This window comes from Streptomyces sp. NPDC014656, from assembly GCF_043084305.1.
GTDB lineage: Bacteria > Actinomycetota > Actinomycetes > Streptomycetales > Streptomycetaceae > Streptomyces.
This window is the reverse complement of sequence record NZ_JBIBZN010000005.1, coordinates 544,709-558,105: the sequence shown is the minus strand read 5'-3', so window position 1 is coordinate 558,105 and position 13,397 is coordinate 544,709. Positions and strand designations below refer to the sequence as shown.

Sequence of the window (13,397 nt, the reverse complement as noted above, 5' to 3'; positions counted from 1 at the left end):
TCGAAGCGTCAGGGGGCGACGGGAGGGGGAAGGGGCGGCCCGCTCCCTGGGTTCGCTGCGTTCCCGGTGGCCCCGGTGGCCCCGGTGGCCCCGGTGGCCCCGGTGGCCCCGGTGATGGTGCGGTCGGCGTGGTCGCGGTACGGGTTTCGAGGCTTCGGTGCACCGGGGTCCGGGAGGTCAGGCGTTTCGACGGTTTCCGTCGTCGTCGCAGGGAAGTTCGGCGACGGGGTGGTTGGCGGTGAAGTCACGTCGGGCCTGGCTCTCGACTTCGGCGATGGCGGTGGGTTCGATGTTGATGATGCCGCCGAAGGGACGGTCGACGTCCCGGATGATGACCAGGGCCGTGGTCAGCAGAGCGGTGATGACGACGAGCGTGATGATCTGACCCCGGTTGTTCCTGCGGGGCAGGCAGACTCCCAGGGCCGCCACCGTGATGACCAGGGTGGCGAGCAGGAACCAGAAGATGGTGCTGGGGATGCTGGAGGTCGCCTGGGTCAGGCGTTCCTCGCGTTCGTCGGACCGCTTGTTGTCGGCGGCCACCAGCATCCCGAAGGCCGGCTTGCCCTCCAGCGTCTCGAAGGTCTCCCGGAACGAGGTCGACCACACGCTCGGGGCCGGCGAGCCGTTGCCGTCCGACATCGCGGGCCACTCCTGGACACGCACCGCCCGGGCGTAGCAGACCGCGTCGGCCTGGATCTTCCCCCGCTGGAGGGCGGGGGCGTACTCGGCGGTCTCGACGAGCTGGTCCAGGGCGCGGGCCTCGCCGCGGGCGGCGACCAGGACGAAGGAGAGCAGCAGGACGGTCATCGTCAGCAGGGGACCGACCAGGTCCTTGACCGCCATGCCCTCGTCGTCGTCGGCGTTGACGAGCCGGGGCCGCAGCCAGCGGTTCGCGGCGAGGCCGGCGAGCAGCGCGAGCACGGCGACGACGATGAGGAACTACCTCCGAGGAGAACGCGGGTTCCCCGGCAAGGGCCGGGACCGCGGAATCATCCCCGGGCCGGCGACAGGCGCGGAAGGACGGAAACGTTCACTCGCCTCCGCATGGGCGACCGCTCCTCGGCCATTCGGAGCAGGCCCCTGACCTCGCTGTTTTCCCGTTCGGGCGCTCGCCCGTGACCTACCGGGCCCGGCCGCGCCCACCGGTCGGCGAAGCCGGACCGGGGCCGCCTCCCCCACGTCGGCGTCCCGGCGGACGGGTGTCCCGGCGCACGGGGGTCGCGGTCGACGAGGACGTCGGGGACGACGGCCTTCTGGTGCGGCCCCAGGCCCCCGCCCGCCCGCCCGCCCCCGGAAGGGTCGACGGCGCCTTCGGCAACAACACGGGCCGTGGCCGTTGCGGGTCGTGAGGTCGGGGGCGGGGTGGCCGTCGGGGGCGGGGCGTGCCGTCGGTGGCGGCGGCCGGTCACCTGCCGGTGAGCCGGGCCTTCTTGGCCCTGTTGCCGCAGGTGTTCATCGAGCACCAGCGGCGGTTCGCGCCGCGGCTGGTGTCGAGGAACAGGCCGGCGCAGCCGGGGCCTTCGCACGCCTTGATCCGGTCGCGGTCGGGGCCTCCGAGCACGTGGATGGCGTCGGCGGCGAGCACGCCGAGCGCGTCCGGCACCGGTGCTTCCTCGCCGAGGTTCCAGACCGCCAGCCCGTTCTCGTCGAGCGCCGGTCTGGGCCGCCCGGCGGTCGCGGCCCTGTTCAGGATCGCCGCGTCACCCGGATCGGGTCGCCGGGTGACGGCGACGGCCAGCCCGGCGCGGTAGATCGCCTCCCTCAGGTCGAGCGCGTCCTGAAGCTGGGCGGGTGTGACGTCGGGGACGCCGAGCCCCACGGCGTACAACCAGAGCTTCAGCCGGCCGTGGCTGGAGAGCCGCTCGCGGGGCGCCCCGCCGGCGCGGTCGCTCATCGTGGCGGTGAAGCGGAACGCCAGTACCTCGTTGTCCAGCCGGAACAGCTGACGGGCCTCCACGGCCACCACCTTCCGTACCGTCAAGGGCCGCTGCGTGAACCAGCTTAGCCGGTTCGACAGGGGCGTCGACCTGCGCCACCATGGAACCGTCTCGGACGGTTCACAGGGAGAGGTCGCGTGATGGGTGAGGTCGCAGTCGTCGGTCTGGGCGGAATGGGGCGGGCGATCGCGCGCAATCTGGTGCGGGCGGGCCACGAGACCGTGGTGTGGAACCGTTCGGCGGGCCCCGCGGAAGAGCTCGCGGACGCCGGCGCCCTCCGCGCCGCCTCCGTCGCGGAGGCGCTTCAGTGCCCGGTGGTGTTCTCGGTCCTGTCCGACGACCCGTCCGTGGCGGAGGTCTTTCTCGACTCCGGGGTCCTGGGCGAGGCGCGGCCCGGGACGGTCCACGTCAACGTGGCCACGGTGAGCGTCGGGCTGGCCCGCCGTGCCGCGGAGGCACACGCCGCGCACGGGATCGGCTACGTCGCGGCCCCGGTGTTCGGCCGGGTCGGTGTCGCGGAGGCCGGTGCGCTGAACGTCCTCGCCGCAGGAGAGCCCGAACTCGTCGACCGGGCACAGCCGTTCTTCGACGTGATCGGATCCCGCACGTGGCGTCTGGGCGAACTGCCCGAGCAGGCCAACACGGCCAAGGTCCTGGGCAACTACCTGATCGCCTGCGCGATCCAGTCGCTCGGGGAGGCGGTCAGCGTCGCCGACGCGGCCGGCGCCGACCCGGGCCGGTTCGTCGAACTGCTGGCCTCGACGCTCTTTCCCGGACCCGTCTACTCCGGATACGGGTCGATGATCGCGCGGCGGAGGTACCGGCCGGCCGGGTTCACCACGGCACTCGGACGCAAGGACCTCCACCTCGCCCTCGACGCGGCGGCCGGCCTGGCGGTCCCCCTGCCGTTCGGCGAACTGCTCAGAGGCGTGTTCGACCAGGCGATCGCCGATGGCCGCGCGGCGGACGACTGGGCGGTGATCGCCGAGCGGCAGCCGCGGTGAACACCCGGCCCCTACGGTCGACGACGAGTCCGTCCGTCGGCGGGCGGGTCCTCTCCGGCCGAGGAGCGTCTCCGCGAGGTCACGGCGCACACGGCACCGGCTGCGTCGCCGTGAGTCCGAGCGGACTCACGGCGTCGCCTCCGCGCGGCACGGCATCCCGCCCCGGGTTCCCGTTGAAGGCCCTCGCTTCGTCCGAGCCCACGGGTGCCCTGTCGGTTTCCGGGCCGGAGCCTCACACGCCGGTCAGGGCGCGGTCCAGAAGGGGGAGCAGACGGTTCCAGTGGCGCTTCAGCCCGGAGGCGCTGAAAGCGTCGGTGTCGGGCATGGTGAAGCCGTGGGTGGTGCCGGGGTAGATCTCGGAGGTGTAGTCGACACCTGCCGTGTCCAGGGCCTGGTTGAGCTCGCCGAGGGCCTCGGGCGTCATGTCGCCTTCGGCGTGGCCGAGGTGGACCTGGGCGGTGATCCTGGAGAAGAGGGCGGTCCCGTCGGCGCCGACGGGGCCGTGGAACGCGGCGACGGCCGCCACCCGGCCGGGGTGGGCCGCGGCGGTGCGCATCGCGTAGAGGCCGCCCACGCAGTAGCCGGTCACCGCGACCGGTCCGGCGGCGGTCTCGGGCTGGGTGGCGAGGAACCCGAGGTAGGCGTCGGCGTCGCTCAGGACACGTTCGGCGGTGTGCGCCTCGATGAGGGGCATCAGCCGGGCGAAGACCGCGTCCCTGTTCTCTTCGCCGATGTGCTCGGGAAGCTCGACCAGCGGTGCCGGGCCGTGCCGGTAGAAGGGGTTGGGGACGAGCACGTAGTAGCCGTGCCCGGCCAGTTCGCGGGCCATCTCCCGCAGCGCGGGCCGGATGCCGAAGCCGTCCGCGTACATCAGCACCCCTGGGTGCCGCTCGCCGTGATCGGGGAAGGCGGCGAAGGCGTCGGCCTGGCCGTCCGCGGTGGGAATCCGCAGCGTCTTGGTGGGCATGAACACTCCTGTCGTGGTTGATGTGCAGAACTTGCGATCAACACGACGGAGGGGGAGCCCGCGCGGCGGCGCGAGGGCCTCGGTCGAACAGCGGACCCGAACCGGCCCGTACGGCGCTCAGAAGAGCCCCGGGTCACCGATCCGTGTGTGGCGCGAGGCCGTCCCGGTATTCACATCCCACAGCGTAGCCCACCGGGTACGGGCCGACGCCGACGCTCCGGGCCGAGCGGATGTCCCGGCCGGACGAGGACGGAAGCGCGCCGGCCGCGACACGGGTCGTGCCGCGGCCGGCCGTCGCACCGCTGCCGTCATGTCGTCGGCCGTGCGCTGTCCGCTGCTTCGGGGACGTACCCGCAGAGTTCCGGGGCGCACTCGGCCTCGTGGTCCCGGCCCCAGAGATGGGTGTCGCGCTCGGTGGACCGGGCGCGGTGGGCGAGGCGGAGTTGTCGCCGCCGGGGCAGCGTCGAAGGCAGCGCCGTGAAGGTCTCCGGGAGAACGGCGACCATGCCCCTGACCTGTTCTCCGTCGCGCATCCGCAGCAGCGCGACGCACTGCCACCAGCCGATCTCGCCCTCGCTGACCGGAGTGCCGGGCCAGTAGTACGACGCCGGGTCCGGCAGCAGGTAGTGGACGCCTTCGGGATCCAGGTGGGCCCGGAGCCACGACCCCCCTCCGCCCAGGCCGAGCCGGAGCCGTCGGGCCTCGTCGTGCAACGCGCAGACCGTTTCGGTGTCGAGGGGCTTGAGCACGTTCGCCGCGACGGGCAACGGCCGGAGCCCGACGGGGGTCCTGACGGGCCAGCGGCCGAGCAGGAATCCGGCCCACTGGCGCGGTGTCATCGGCGCCGGGCCCTTGCGGCGCTCCGGCAGCGGCGGGGGCGGCGCCCAGGTTCGTCCCGCCTGTTCGATGTGCCGCAGTATCCACGCCCGCCCCTCCGGGCCGGCGGTGTGCCAGACCCAGGTCATCGGCCGTGCGGCCGTCGCCCGCTTCCGGCTCCCCCGGCTCGCGCCCGGGCGGGACGGCGTGGAGCGACGCGGGCCTGTGACACCAGGCAGGTTGTGGGCCAGGTCGGCCAGGAACCTGATGCGTTCCAGCGTCTCTTCGGGACGGTCTCCCGACCCGAGCCGTGCGCTCCCGGCCAGATGACGTATCTCGATGAAAGCCCTGGCCGCCAGGAGTGCTGCCACGGCCCGGTCGAGCTCGGACTCGCGGCGTCTCATGCCGCTCCTCCGGCGGTACGTCCGTGACCGGCACGTGCGAGGACCCGGCATGCGGTGGCGCGTTCCACGGAGAACACCTCCATCGGTTCGGCGATCGCGTACTCGCCGGTGGCGTGCGCGCGGACCGGTTCGGTCCGCCGGCGTGCCGGCGGCCGGGGCCGACGGCCCTTGAGTCTGCCACGGCCCCGGCGCACGGGGCCAAAAGCGATCAGCCGGTCCAGGGCCCCGTACGTGACCTGGTACGACGCGCGGCGCGACTCGGCCTTCGCCGGCGCCCCTGCTCCCCGAGTGGGATCGGGTGTCTCCGACGCCCGGGGCTCCGGCGGCCCGCGCCGCGCGTGGCTCCCGCGCGCGGCGCGACCTCGTCTGCGTGTCCGATCAGGTGTGGGTCCGATCAGGCCTGGGTGAAGGGCTCGTTGAGGTGTGCCGTGGCCAGGAGCGCGTGCTCGTCACGGGGGCGGGACAGCAAGGTGGTGCGGGTGGCCCGGGCGGTGGGCTTGTCCCGTTCGAAGCGGTGGGCCACCGACGGGTCGGCAAGCTGCACCGCGTGCACCAGGACGTCGCCGGTGACTGCCGGCCGTGCTCGGGGCCCGTGCCTTCGTCGTCGTGGTGGACCAGGTCTGCTACACCCCGGTGCAGGCCGCCATCGCCGCCCGCGTCTTCGCCAGCCGCACCCGGCGCTACGTCATGACCTCCACGATCGAGGTCCACGATCCCGCGACCGCCGCCCTGCCCGCCGTGCCCCCCGGGGGCGCCGGTGCCGGAGGAGGGCGTGGACCCGGCCGCCTGGCAGGTGGCCATGGATCTTCCCTGGCACGAAGAGGCCCACCTCGAGGCGCACTACGCCGAGGGGAAGCGGCAGGCCGAGGCCGTCCTCACCCGTGCCGGCGGTTTCGCCTTCGCCGCGGTGCGCAGCGCCCATGTGCTCGGGGGCGGGGCCCGGGAGTTCACCGGTCGGCGCACTACGCCGGACGCGTCGCCCGGGGCGAGGGGGATCACTGTGCACGCGAAGGCGCTCCCCACGGTTCTCATCCACCACGAGGAGTTGGCGGACCTGTCGTCCTGGGCGGTCGCGGCCGATTTCACGGGCCCGGTCAATGCCTGCTCCGACGGTCCGCTCGATGTCCATGACCTGGTCGGGACCGTCGCCGCGCAGGCCGGCCGGGAAGCCGTCTACCGGACCGTCCCGGCGGGCGAGGAGGCTTCTCCGTTCTCCTTCGACCGCCACCACGCCATGAGCAACGCCCGCGCGAAGGCGCTGGGTTTCTCCTTCTCCCGCACCACCGGCTGGCTGCCCGGCGCCGTCGCCGAAGTCCTCGCCCTGCCCGCCGCTGCCACCGGTTGGGGAACGGGGCCGCATGCGGTACCGCATTCTCGACCGCACCGCCGTCGGCGCCGTCGGTCTGGGCGCCATGCCCTGTCCATCGAGCACCGTCCCGGCGGGAAGCGGGCCGTCGCCACCGTCCACACCGCCCTCGACGCCGGTGTCACCCTCATCGACACCGCCGACAGCTACCACTGGCATCCCGGCGAGGCGGGCCACAACGAGCTGCTCGTCGCCCGTGCCCTGGCCGGTTACGGCGGTGACACCTCCCACGTCCTGGTGGCCACCGAGGGCGGCCGGGGCCGTCCCGGCGACGGCGGCTGGACCGTCAGCGCTTCCCCCGCCCGCCTCAGGAAGGCCGCCGAGGCCTCCGTCAGGCGCCTGGGCGTCGACGCGACCGGCCTGTACCAGCTGCACGAGCCGGACCCGGCCGTGCCCTGGGCGGAATCCGTCGGCGCGCTGCGCGAACTTCTCGACGCCGGCACGATCCGTGCCGCCGGCGTCTCCGACGTCACCACCGCCCAGATACGCCAGGCACATCAGATCCTCGGTGACGGACTGGTCTGCGTGCAGAACCAGTACTCGCCCGCCGTCCGCGACAGCGAGCCCGAGCTGCGGCCGAGCGAGCGACCGGGGCCGGCCTTCCTGCCCTGGAGCCCGCTGGGCGGCACCTCCCGCAGTTCCCTCGACGGTCCCTCCGGCCCCGTCTCCGTCGGCACGGCCTTCCACCGCGTCGCCGCCGGGCGCGGCGTCAGCCCCCAGCAGATCGCCCTGGCCTGGCTGGCGGTCGGCGTGGGACTCCTTGACCGTGGTCGCTCCCCACGCGCCGAGCGAGACCGAACGCATCGCGGAAACACACGTGGGCCTTTGCGGACGCCGTCCTCCCACTTGGCCGGCTCCCCTTCGGGAACACCCTCCGTTCCGAGAAGATGTGCGCATGTCTCCTACGGATTTAGCGGGGGCCGTCATCGCCGCCCTCGCCTCGGGCGCGGCGTCCGGCGCCGGCACCGCTGCTTTCACCCGTCTCTCGGAGCTCGTGCGCAGCCGCGTCGGCCGCTCGGACGAGGGGCGCGGGGCACTGGCGCTGTGGGACGCGGAACCCGGATCGGCGCAGGCGTCGGAGGCGGTGCGGGCCCGCCTGACCGTGGAGCTGGAGGGGGACCCCGGGCTGGCCGAGCAGCTGCGGGCCGCGTTGCGGTCCGGCCCTCCACCCGCTCCGACGCATCCTCCGACGATCATTCAGCGTGTCCACATCGGAGGCGATGCCCACCACGCCGCCATCAACGTCGGACCGCTGCACCTGAAGAAGACCGCGGGGACGGTGGTCGCCCTCGTCGTCATCGGTGCGGTGCTGGCCCTGCTGGTCGCACTGGGTTTCCACAGTGTGGTGCGGATGTCGGGCGACGACGGGGGCGGGCGCAGGGTGGTTCCCCTCACCGAGTCGGAAACCGTCAGAAGCGTCCTTCCCGACGGTGGCAGCCTGCCGGCCGGGTTCGAGAGCGACGGCGATCCCGTGGTGTCCACGGGGGAACAGGGCTGCCGGCCCGCGTGCGAGGGCCATCTGTTCACCGCCCGTACGAGGGTGGGGCGCGAGAGGCCGCAGAAGACGGCCTCGCTCCACGTTTCGGCCTTCGACAGCGCCCCGCACGCCGCCCAGGCGTTCGAGGAGGTACGCAGGGATCTGGCGGACTCCTCGGAGAGGACCCTCATGTCGTTCCCCGCCATGGGCGACACCAGTACGGCCTTCCGGTTCACCCCCGGCAAGAACGTCGTCAACGAGGACGACGAATCCATCGAGGAGGCCGAAGCGGGGGCCCTTGTCGGGACGGTCGTCGTCTTCGTCCGCTACACGACCGCGGCCGGCGATCTGGAGCCGTCCCTCGCCGCGCTCGGGCGGATGATGGCGAACCGGGCCCAGCAGGCACAGAACGGGAGCACCCCCTCCGCCACCGCTTCCTTCTGACCCCCGCGACGGTCCCGGTGCTCCGCCGGATGAACCGTTCCGGGGCCGGTCCTCGGTGGAGCGCTCACAGGAGCACGCCGGCACGGGGCGTCTGTTCTTCCGCCGTCGATGTCGCGAGCGCCGTCCCGAGCCCGGTCCTCGCGTACCGGACGACGCGGCCTCGGCGGTGCCGGTCGACCAGCCCCGCCCGCAGCAGAATGCCGAGGTGGTACGACACGGTCGCGCTGCTCCAGCCGGTCCTCCGGCTCAACTCGGCCGTGGACGCGGGCACGTCGAGCGTGGTCAGCAACGCGGCCCTGGTCACGCCCACGAGTCCGGTCAGGGCCGATTCCGCCGCGCCCGCCGGGCGCTCCCCGAGAGCGCCGATGCCGCGCGCCCGGTAGAACAGCACCGGCGTGTGCGGACGTTCGGCAGCGAACAGCACCGGGCCGACGTGCGTCGTGGCGGGCACGAAGAGCACTCCTTCGTCGGCCCAGTCGATGATCCCTGAGTAGGCGCGCTCCAGTACGAGTTCGGTGCCCGTCCACCGCATCCGCTCGCCGAGGTCGTCGAACACCGCCGCCGCGCCGTGCGCGGCCATCCGGTCGGCACGGTTGCTGATGTCGGCGTCCAGCACCGTGCGGACCCGTGGCCAGTCCGGCGCCAGTACGGACTCGAACAGGGTCGCCATCGCCGTCGCGGCGGCAGCCGCCACGGCGGTGCCCCCGTCGCGTGCCACCGCCGCAAGCGCCGCGGGCATCGGCCGCCGCCACCGCTCGTAGGCCGCCTCGCTCGGGTGCAGCGCGAGGACGTGGGGCCACACGCGCCGGCCGCGGATCGCGATGTCGAGGTGGTAGTCGACCTCCTCGCCCGGGGTCGCCGCGATGCGGGCGGCGACCTCCGGCATCGACTCGCCGGGGCGCGGCACAGGGGTCAGGAAGTCCGGGGCGTAGCTGTGATCGGCGGGCACCAGGGCCTCCAGCAGCGCCAGCTGCTCCGGCGAGAGCGCCCGCCGGGCACGGGCATGCCACTTCCGTGCGTGAGCGGCCGGGTGTCGGCCGCGGTGCCGCAGCACACCGAGGACCTCCATGGCCGCCGACGTGGCAAACCGCGACCTGCTCCAAGCCCGTGCGTCCAGCCGCACCCTCATCGCCATCCCGAGAGTGTCCCATCGCCGCCGGGGCGGGCCGATGGATTCGAAGGGCCTCGAATGCGTGGAAGCCGCCGTCGTCCCCGGCGATGGTGATCCGTGACCGTGTCACCACGACCGAGGAGGCGCCTTGAGCTCCGACCGAACGCCTACGGATCCCGACCACAGCCGTCCTTCCGCCGCCGTCAGCCGGCGCGGCCTCATGCGCATGGGCACCGCCCTCGGCACGATGGGGCTCCTGGCCACCGCCGCCCCGGCCTCGGCGGCCGGTGACGCCGCGGACGGCGATCCCGCGCCGCGCAAGCCGATTCTGGTCGGCGCCAACCCCGGCCTCCAGCTCTTCGACGGGTCGGGCTCGTGCACGGCCTACGTCTCCACCTGGCAGGTGGAGTGGTCCACCCATGGCGCGGGGAACGCCATGGTGCTCTGGCGGCCGGACGGAGTGAGGGCCGTCGGGGAGGACCCGCACCTCACGCTCTGGCTGGCCGATCACTTCGTCCGCCATTTCCCCGAACTCGACGGCCTGCCCTGGTCCGCCCCCCGGTTCCACCGGTCCGCGGTCCAGGTCCGGCTCGACCTCGCGTCCGGGTTGCGGGCCTGGGGCGGGGGCGTCGACGTGCGCATGACCGAGGTGCTCGACCGGCGCGCCTTCGCCACCGACCGGTTCCCGCTGGCCGGCGTGGAACACAGTCTGAGCCTGGTGTTCGGCCCGTGCGGACGGGCCCGGGCACGCGTCGACGGCCGTGTCCAGCCCGGCGAGATCAGTCGGGGAGGAACGCCGGACCGCCCGTCGTCGTCGGCGTTCCTCGCCGCGGCCGAGGTGTGGCGCGCCTGATCCCGGAACCGGGCGGTCCCCCACCGCGCGGGCGGTGAGCGGGCGGCGTCGTCCGCGGACCCGAGGACGCCGCAGACGGAGCGGGGGGCTTCGCGTCCGTCGTGCGTGCTGCGGACGCGCGGAGAACGAGCCGGGTCCGCCCGCCCGCTCACCGGAGGCGACGAGGAGGCGCTTCGGGTCGGGGGCGGCGCGCCTCCCGGGTTCCGGCAGGGCTTTGATCGGGGGTTCGGCGTCGTTCCAGGTGGATCCGCCGTCGTCGCTGGTCAGCAGGTGGGCGCGGCCTCCGGCGTTCTCGGCCCACAGCAGGGCGGGCCCTCCCGCGTACGTGGTGAACGCGGACGTGCCGACGGTTCCCTGGTCGATCGGGAGAGGGGCCGGAGCGGTGAAGGTGCTGCCGTCGGGCGTCGAGGTGTACGTGCGGCTCTCGCCGGGCGTGCCGAAGACGGCGTACGGGCGCTCGCCGTCCGCCGCGAGGCAGGCCGCTCCACCGCAGGGCGGCCCCGTGGTGGACCGGGCCGGGAACGACGGATCGCCGAGCACGTCCGCCGACCGGAGCATCAGCGTTCCGTCGGGCGCCTGACGGGCGAGCCACAGTCCTTCGCGCCCCCACGCCGCCGCGGGCACGGCGAGAGCCCGGTCCCCTACCTGCTTCGGCCCGCCGGGCATGGCGGCTCCTTCCCTGGGGCCGGTCCCCGCCATGATGGCCCGGCCGTGGGAGGGCCGCTCCGCTCCGCCCCCGCCGGGGCCGGGTGCCGGCGGAGAATGGACCGGCCTGCCGGGCGGGCACTTCTGTACGTCGGCATGACGGAAGAAGGGGCGTCTCTGTCGTCGAAGGCCCTGCGGGCGGACCCCATGGCGCGGCGCGGGCGTCGGCGCCGTGGCCAGGGTCAACTCAGGTCTCTCCTGTGCTTGTTGAAATACCGGGGTGGGCCACCTAGAGTGAAATGGTCCAGACCAAAGGGCCGGGTGGGCGGTCGCACGACAGTGCGTGCCGTCCGCTTCGCAGTGCGCGGGGGACGGGGAACGGAGTGAGAGCGGTGGCCGGGCATTTAGGCGGGACGGGGCGACTGGTCGTCCTGGACTTCGACGGGGTACTGCTCGACACGGAACACACCGGCATCGTGGTGTGGCGTCGGCTGCTGGAGGGCGAGGCGCTGGAACCTCCCCACGGGATAAACGTGCGTCCCGACCTCACCCTCGACCGGGACGGGCTGCGCCGCGACCTGGTCGACGCGGTCGGCCGGCGGCGGACGCGGGCCCTGTGGGAGGAGTTCGAACGCCTCAACCGGGCCGAGGCCGACCTCCTCGACGCCAGAACCGGTGTCCGGCCGTTCCTGGCCCACTGCCTGGAACGGGGGCACCGCCTCGCCGTGGCCTCGGGGAACGGCCGCGACTGGGTGGAGGGCCATCTGGAACGGCTCGGCATCCGGTCCGTCTTCGGTTCGGTGCACTGCGCGGGACCCGGAGTGCGGACCAAGCCCGCTCCCGACACCTATCTGGGGGCGCTGCGCGCCGCTCTCGCGGACCCGCGCGAGGCGCTCGCGGTCGAGGACTCCCACACGGGGCTGGCCGCCGCGCACACGGCGGGACTGGCCGCCGCCTGGGTCACCGACGCCCCGGACTCCATCGCACCCCCCACCCCCGTCGCGCACCGCGTCCGCACACTCGACGAACTGATCGGGGCCTTCTGACGAGCGGGCACGGCACCGCACGACCCGACACGCCGTACACCCCGACACACCGCACGACCCGACACCCCGTACACACCGCACGGCCCGACACACCGCACGACCCGGCGGCCGTCGGAACACCCCCTGCGCACCGCACGACCCTCTTCCGGCCCGGGACGAACTCCGGGGCGGCGAAGCCGCTGCCCCCCCCTCGTCCGCGCCCCACCTTGGAGACCGTCATTTCCGTGCTGCTCGCTTCACCCATGCGTGAGCTGGACCTCCTCGTGTCCGGGTCCGATCCACTCGACGCCGCCCGCGACGCCCCGCGGTTACCGGCCCTCAACCGAGCCGGGGACACCTCCGGTCTCGACGCACTCGCCCGGCTTTGGACCGGCCGGGTTCCCGGCCGTGTACACGACGCCGTGACCGCCAGCGCGGCCCTGCGGGACCTCGGCTTCGTCCTCGCCTCCCTGGAGCGCCACGGGGTCGACTACCGGACCGTGCCGTCCGCGGAGGAGACCCTGCTCAAGCTGGGCGCCCTCGCCGAGGAGGTGCCCCGGGACAGCGTCTACACCTACGCGCTGCGCAACCCTCGGGACGCCGAGCGCTCCTTCACCGAGCTGCCCGAGGAGGCCCTCTTCATCCGGGAGGTCCGTACCGCCGGCAACGCCCTGCGCCCCGCCGTCGACGCGCTCCTGGAAGCGCTCGCCCTCCCCGTCGACGACCCGGCGCTCGCCGAGCTGCTGGCCGAGGCCACGCGCGGCTTCACCGTCTTCGCGCAGTCGCTGCTGTCGGTGAAGCGGACCGTCACCCCGGAGACGTTCTCCTTCGAGATGCGGCCGTACTTCCCGCCGATGACCGTCGGCGGGCAGGTGCTGTACGCGCCGGGCGGGGCGCAGATGACCCCGCTGCTCGTGGACATCCTGCTGATCAGACCGGAGCCGGGCGACTCCCGGGAGGAGTGGTACGAGGGGTACCTGGACGAGAACCTCCTCTACCTCCCGGCCGCCTACCGGGCGGCGAGCGACCGGGCCAGGCGGCACCGGCCGCTGCTGCCCCGCCTCGTGGACGAGGCCGCCCGGCACCGCTCCCCCGGCCCCGAGGTGCGACGCACCCTGGCCGAACTGCGCTCACTGATGCGGGAGTTGCTGCGGTTCCGACTGCCCCACCTGCAACTGGCCAAGGCGAACATGAACGTGCGTCCGGACGGCTCTCTGGGCAGTGGCGGCTACACCACCGACTCCCTCGACCGACTGGCGGAACTCACCCTCGACCGGCACCAGTCGCTGTCCGAGGAGCCGACCCCCGACCTGGCACAGCCGTGATCCCCGCGTCCCCGGAGCCCGCC

Annotated in this window: 12 protein-coding genes and 1 pseudogene; 7 read left to right on the top strand and 6 right to left on the bottom strand. The window is 73.6% G+C overall.

What is annotated here, in order from left to right; genetic code table 11:
* Positions 1 to 177 precede the first annotated feature (177 nt).
* Positions 178 to 921, bottom strand: coding sequence for a hypothetical protein (locus tag ACF1ED_RS15925; protein WP_391760676.1), 744 nt, complete (start codon positions 919 to 921; stop codon positions 178 to 180).
* A 484-nt stretch (positions 922 to 1,405) separates the two neighbouring features.
* A complete protein-coding gene (locus ACF1ED_RS15920) occupies positions 1,406 to 1,981 on the bottom strand; it encodes a CGNR zinc finger domain-containing protein (protein ID WP_391760674.1) in 576 nt (191 codons plus the stop codon).
* Positions 1,982 to 2,077: 96 nt separating this feature from the next.
* On the opposite strand from ACF1ED_RS15920, the gene ACF1ED_RS15915 reads away from it, so the two are divergent.
* The gene (locus ACF1ED_RS15915; protein ID WP_391760672.1) at positions 2,078 to 2,941 is read left to right on the top strand and encodes an NAD(P)-dependent oxidoreductase; all 864 of its coding nucleotides are present in this window, start codon (positions 2,078 to 2,080) and stop codon (positions 2,939 to 2,941) included.
* Between the two features lie 232 nt (positions 2,942 to 3,173).
* Here the strand turns inward: ACF1ED_RS15915 and ACF1ED_RS15910 are convergent, their stop codons facing one another.
* The 3 genes from ACF1ED_RS15910 to ACF1ED_RS15900 form a co-directional block, all read right to left on the bottom strand.
* Complete coding sequence (locus tag ACF1ED_RS15910; RefSeq protein WP_391760670.1) at positions 3,174 to 3,908, bottom strand: dienelactone hydrolase family protein; 735 nt, start codon at positions 3,906 to 3,908, stop codon at positions 3,174 to 3,176.
* Positions 3,909 to 4,216: 308 nt separating this feature from the next.
* A complete protein-coding gene (locus ACF1ED_RS15905) occupies positions 4,217 to 5,128 on the bottom strand; it encodes a hypothetical protein (RefSeq protein WP_391760668.1) in 912 nt (303 codons plus the stop codon).
* Positions 5,129 to 5,522: 394 nt separating this feature from the next.
* A complete protein-coding gene (locus tag ACF1ED_RS15900) occupies positions 5,523 to 5,672 on the bottom strand; it encodes a hypothetical protein (RefSeq protein ID WP_391760667.1) in 150 nt (49 codons plus the stop codon).
* 814 nt (positions 5,673 to 6,486) lie between these two features.
* Between ACF1ED_RS15900 and ACF1ED_RS15895 the strand changes: the two are divergent.
* Together ACF1ED_RS15895 and ACF1ED_RS15890 are read left to right on the top strand one after the other, a co-directional pair.
* A pseudogene (locus tag ACF1ED_RS15895) lies at positions 6,487 to 7,235 on the top strand (aldo/keto reductase); the annotation flags it as partial.
* 154 nt (positions 7,236 to 7,389) lie between these two features.
* Positions 7,390 to 8,415: a hypothetical protein gene (locus ACF1ED_RS15890; protein WP_391760665.1), complete on the top strand. Its 1,026-nt coding sequence runs from the start codon at positions 7,390 to 7,392 to the stop codon at positions 8,413 to 8,415.
* Positions 8,416 to 8,479: 64 nt separating this feature from the next.
* Here the strand turns inward: ACF1ED_RS15890 and ACF1ED_RS15885 are convergent, their stop codons facing one another.
* A complete protein-coding gene (locus ACF1ED_RS15885; RefSeq protein WP_391760663.1) occupies positions 8,480 to 9,484 on the bottom strand; it encodes a helix-turn-helix domain-containing protein in 1,005 nt (334 codons plus the stop codon).
* Positions 9,485 to 9,674: 190 nt separating this feature from the next.
* On the opposite strand from ACF1ED_RS15885, the gene ACF1ED_RS15880 reads away from it, so the two are divergent.
* From ACF1ED_RS15880 to ACF1ED_RS15865, 4 genes are all read left to right on the top strand, one after another.
* The gene (locus ACF1ED_RS15880; protein ID WP_391760661.1) at positions 9,675 to 10,379 is read left to right on the top strand and encodes a hypothetical protein; all 705 of its coding nucleotides are present in this window, start codon (positions 9,675 to 9,677) and stop codon (positions 10,377 to 10,379) included.
* Between the two features lie 382 nt (positions 10,380 to 10,761).
* Entirely contained in the window at positions 10,762 to 10,959 is a 198-nt protein-coding gene (locus ACF1ED_RS15875; RefSeq protein WP_391760659.1) for a hypothetical protein, read from the top strand.
* A gap of 457 nt (positions 10,960 to 11,416) precedes the next feature.
* Entirely contained in the window at positions 11,417 to 12,070 is a 654-nt protein-coding gene (locus tag ACF1ED_RS15870) for an HAD family hydrolase (protein WP_391760657.1), read from the top strand.
* Positions 12,071 to 12,471: 401 nt separating this feature from the next.
* Positions 12,472 to 13,374 carry a monodechloroaminopyrrolnitrin synthase PrnB family protein gene (locus ACF1ED_RS15865; protein WP_391760655.1) on the top strand — a complete coding sequence of 301 codons (903 nt, stop codon included), beginning with the start codon at positions 12,472 to 12,474 and terminating at the stop codon, positions 13,372 to 13,374.
* Positions 13,375 to 13,397 lie beyond the last annotated feature (23 nt).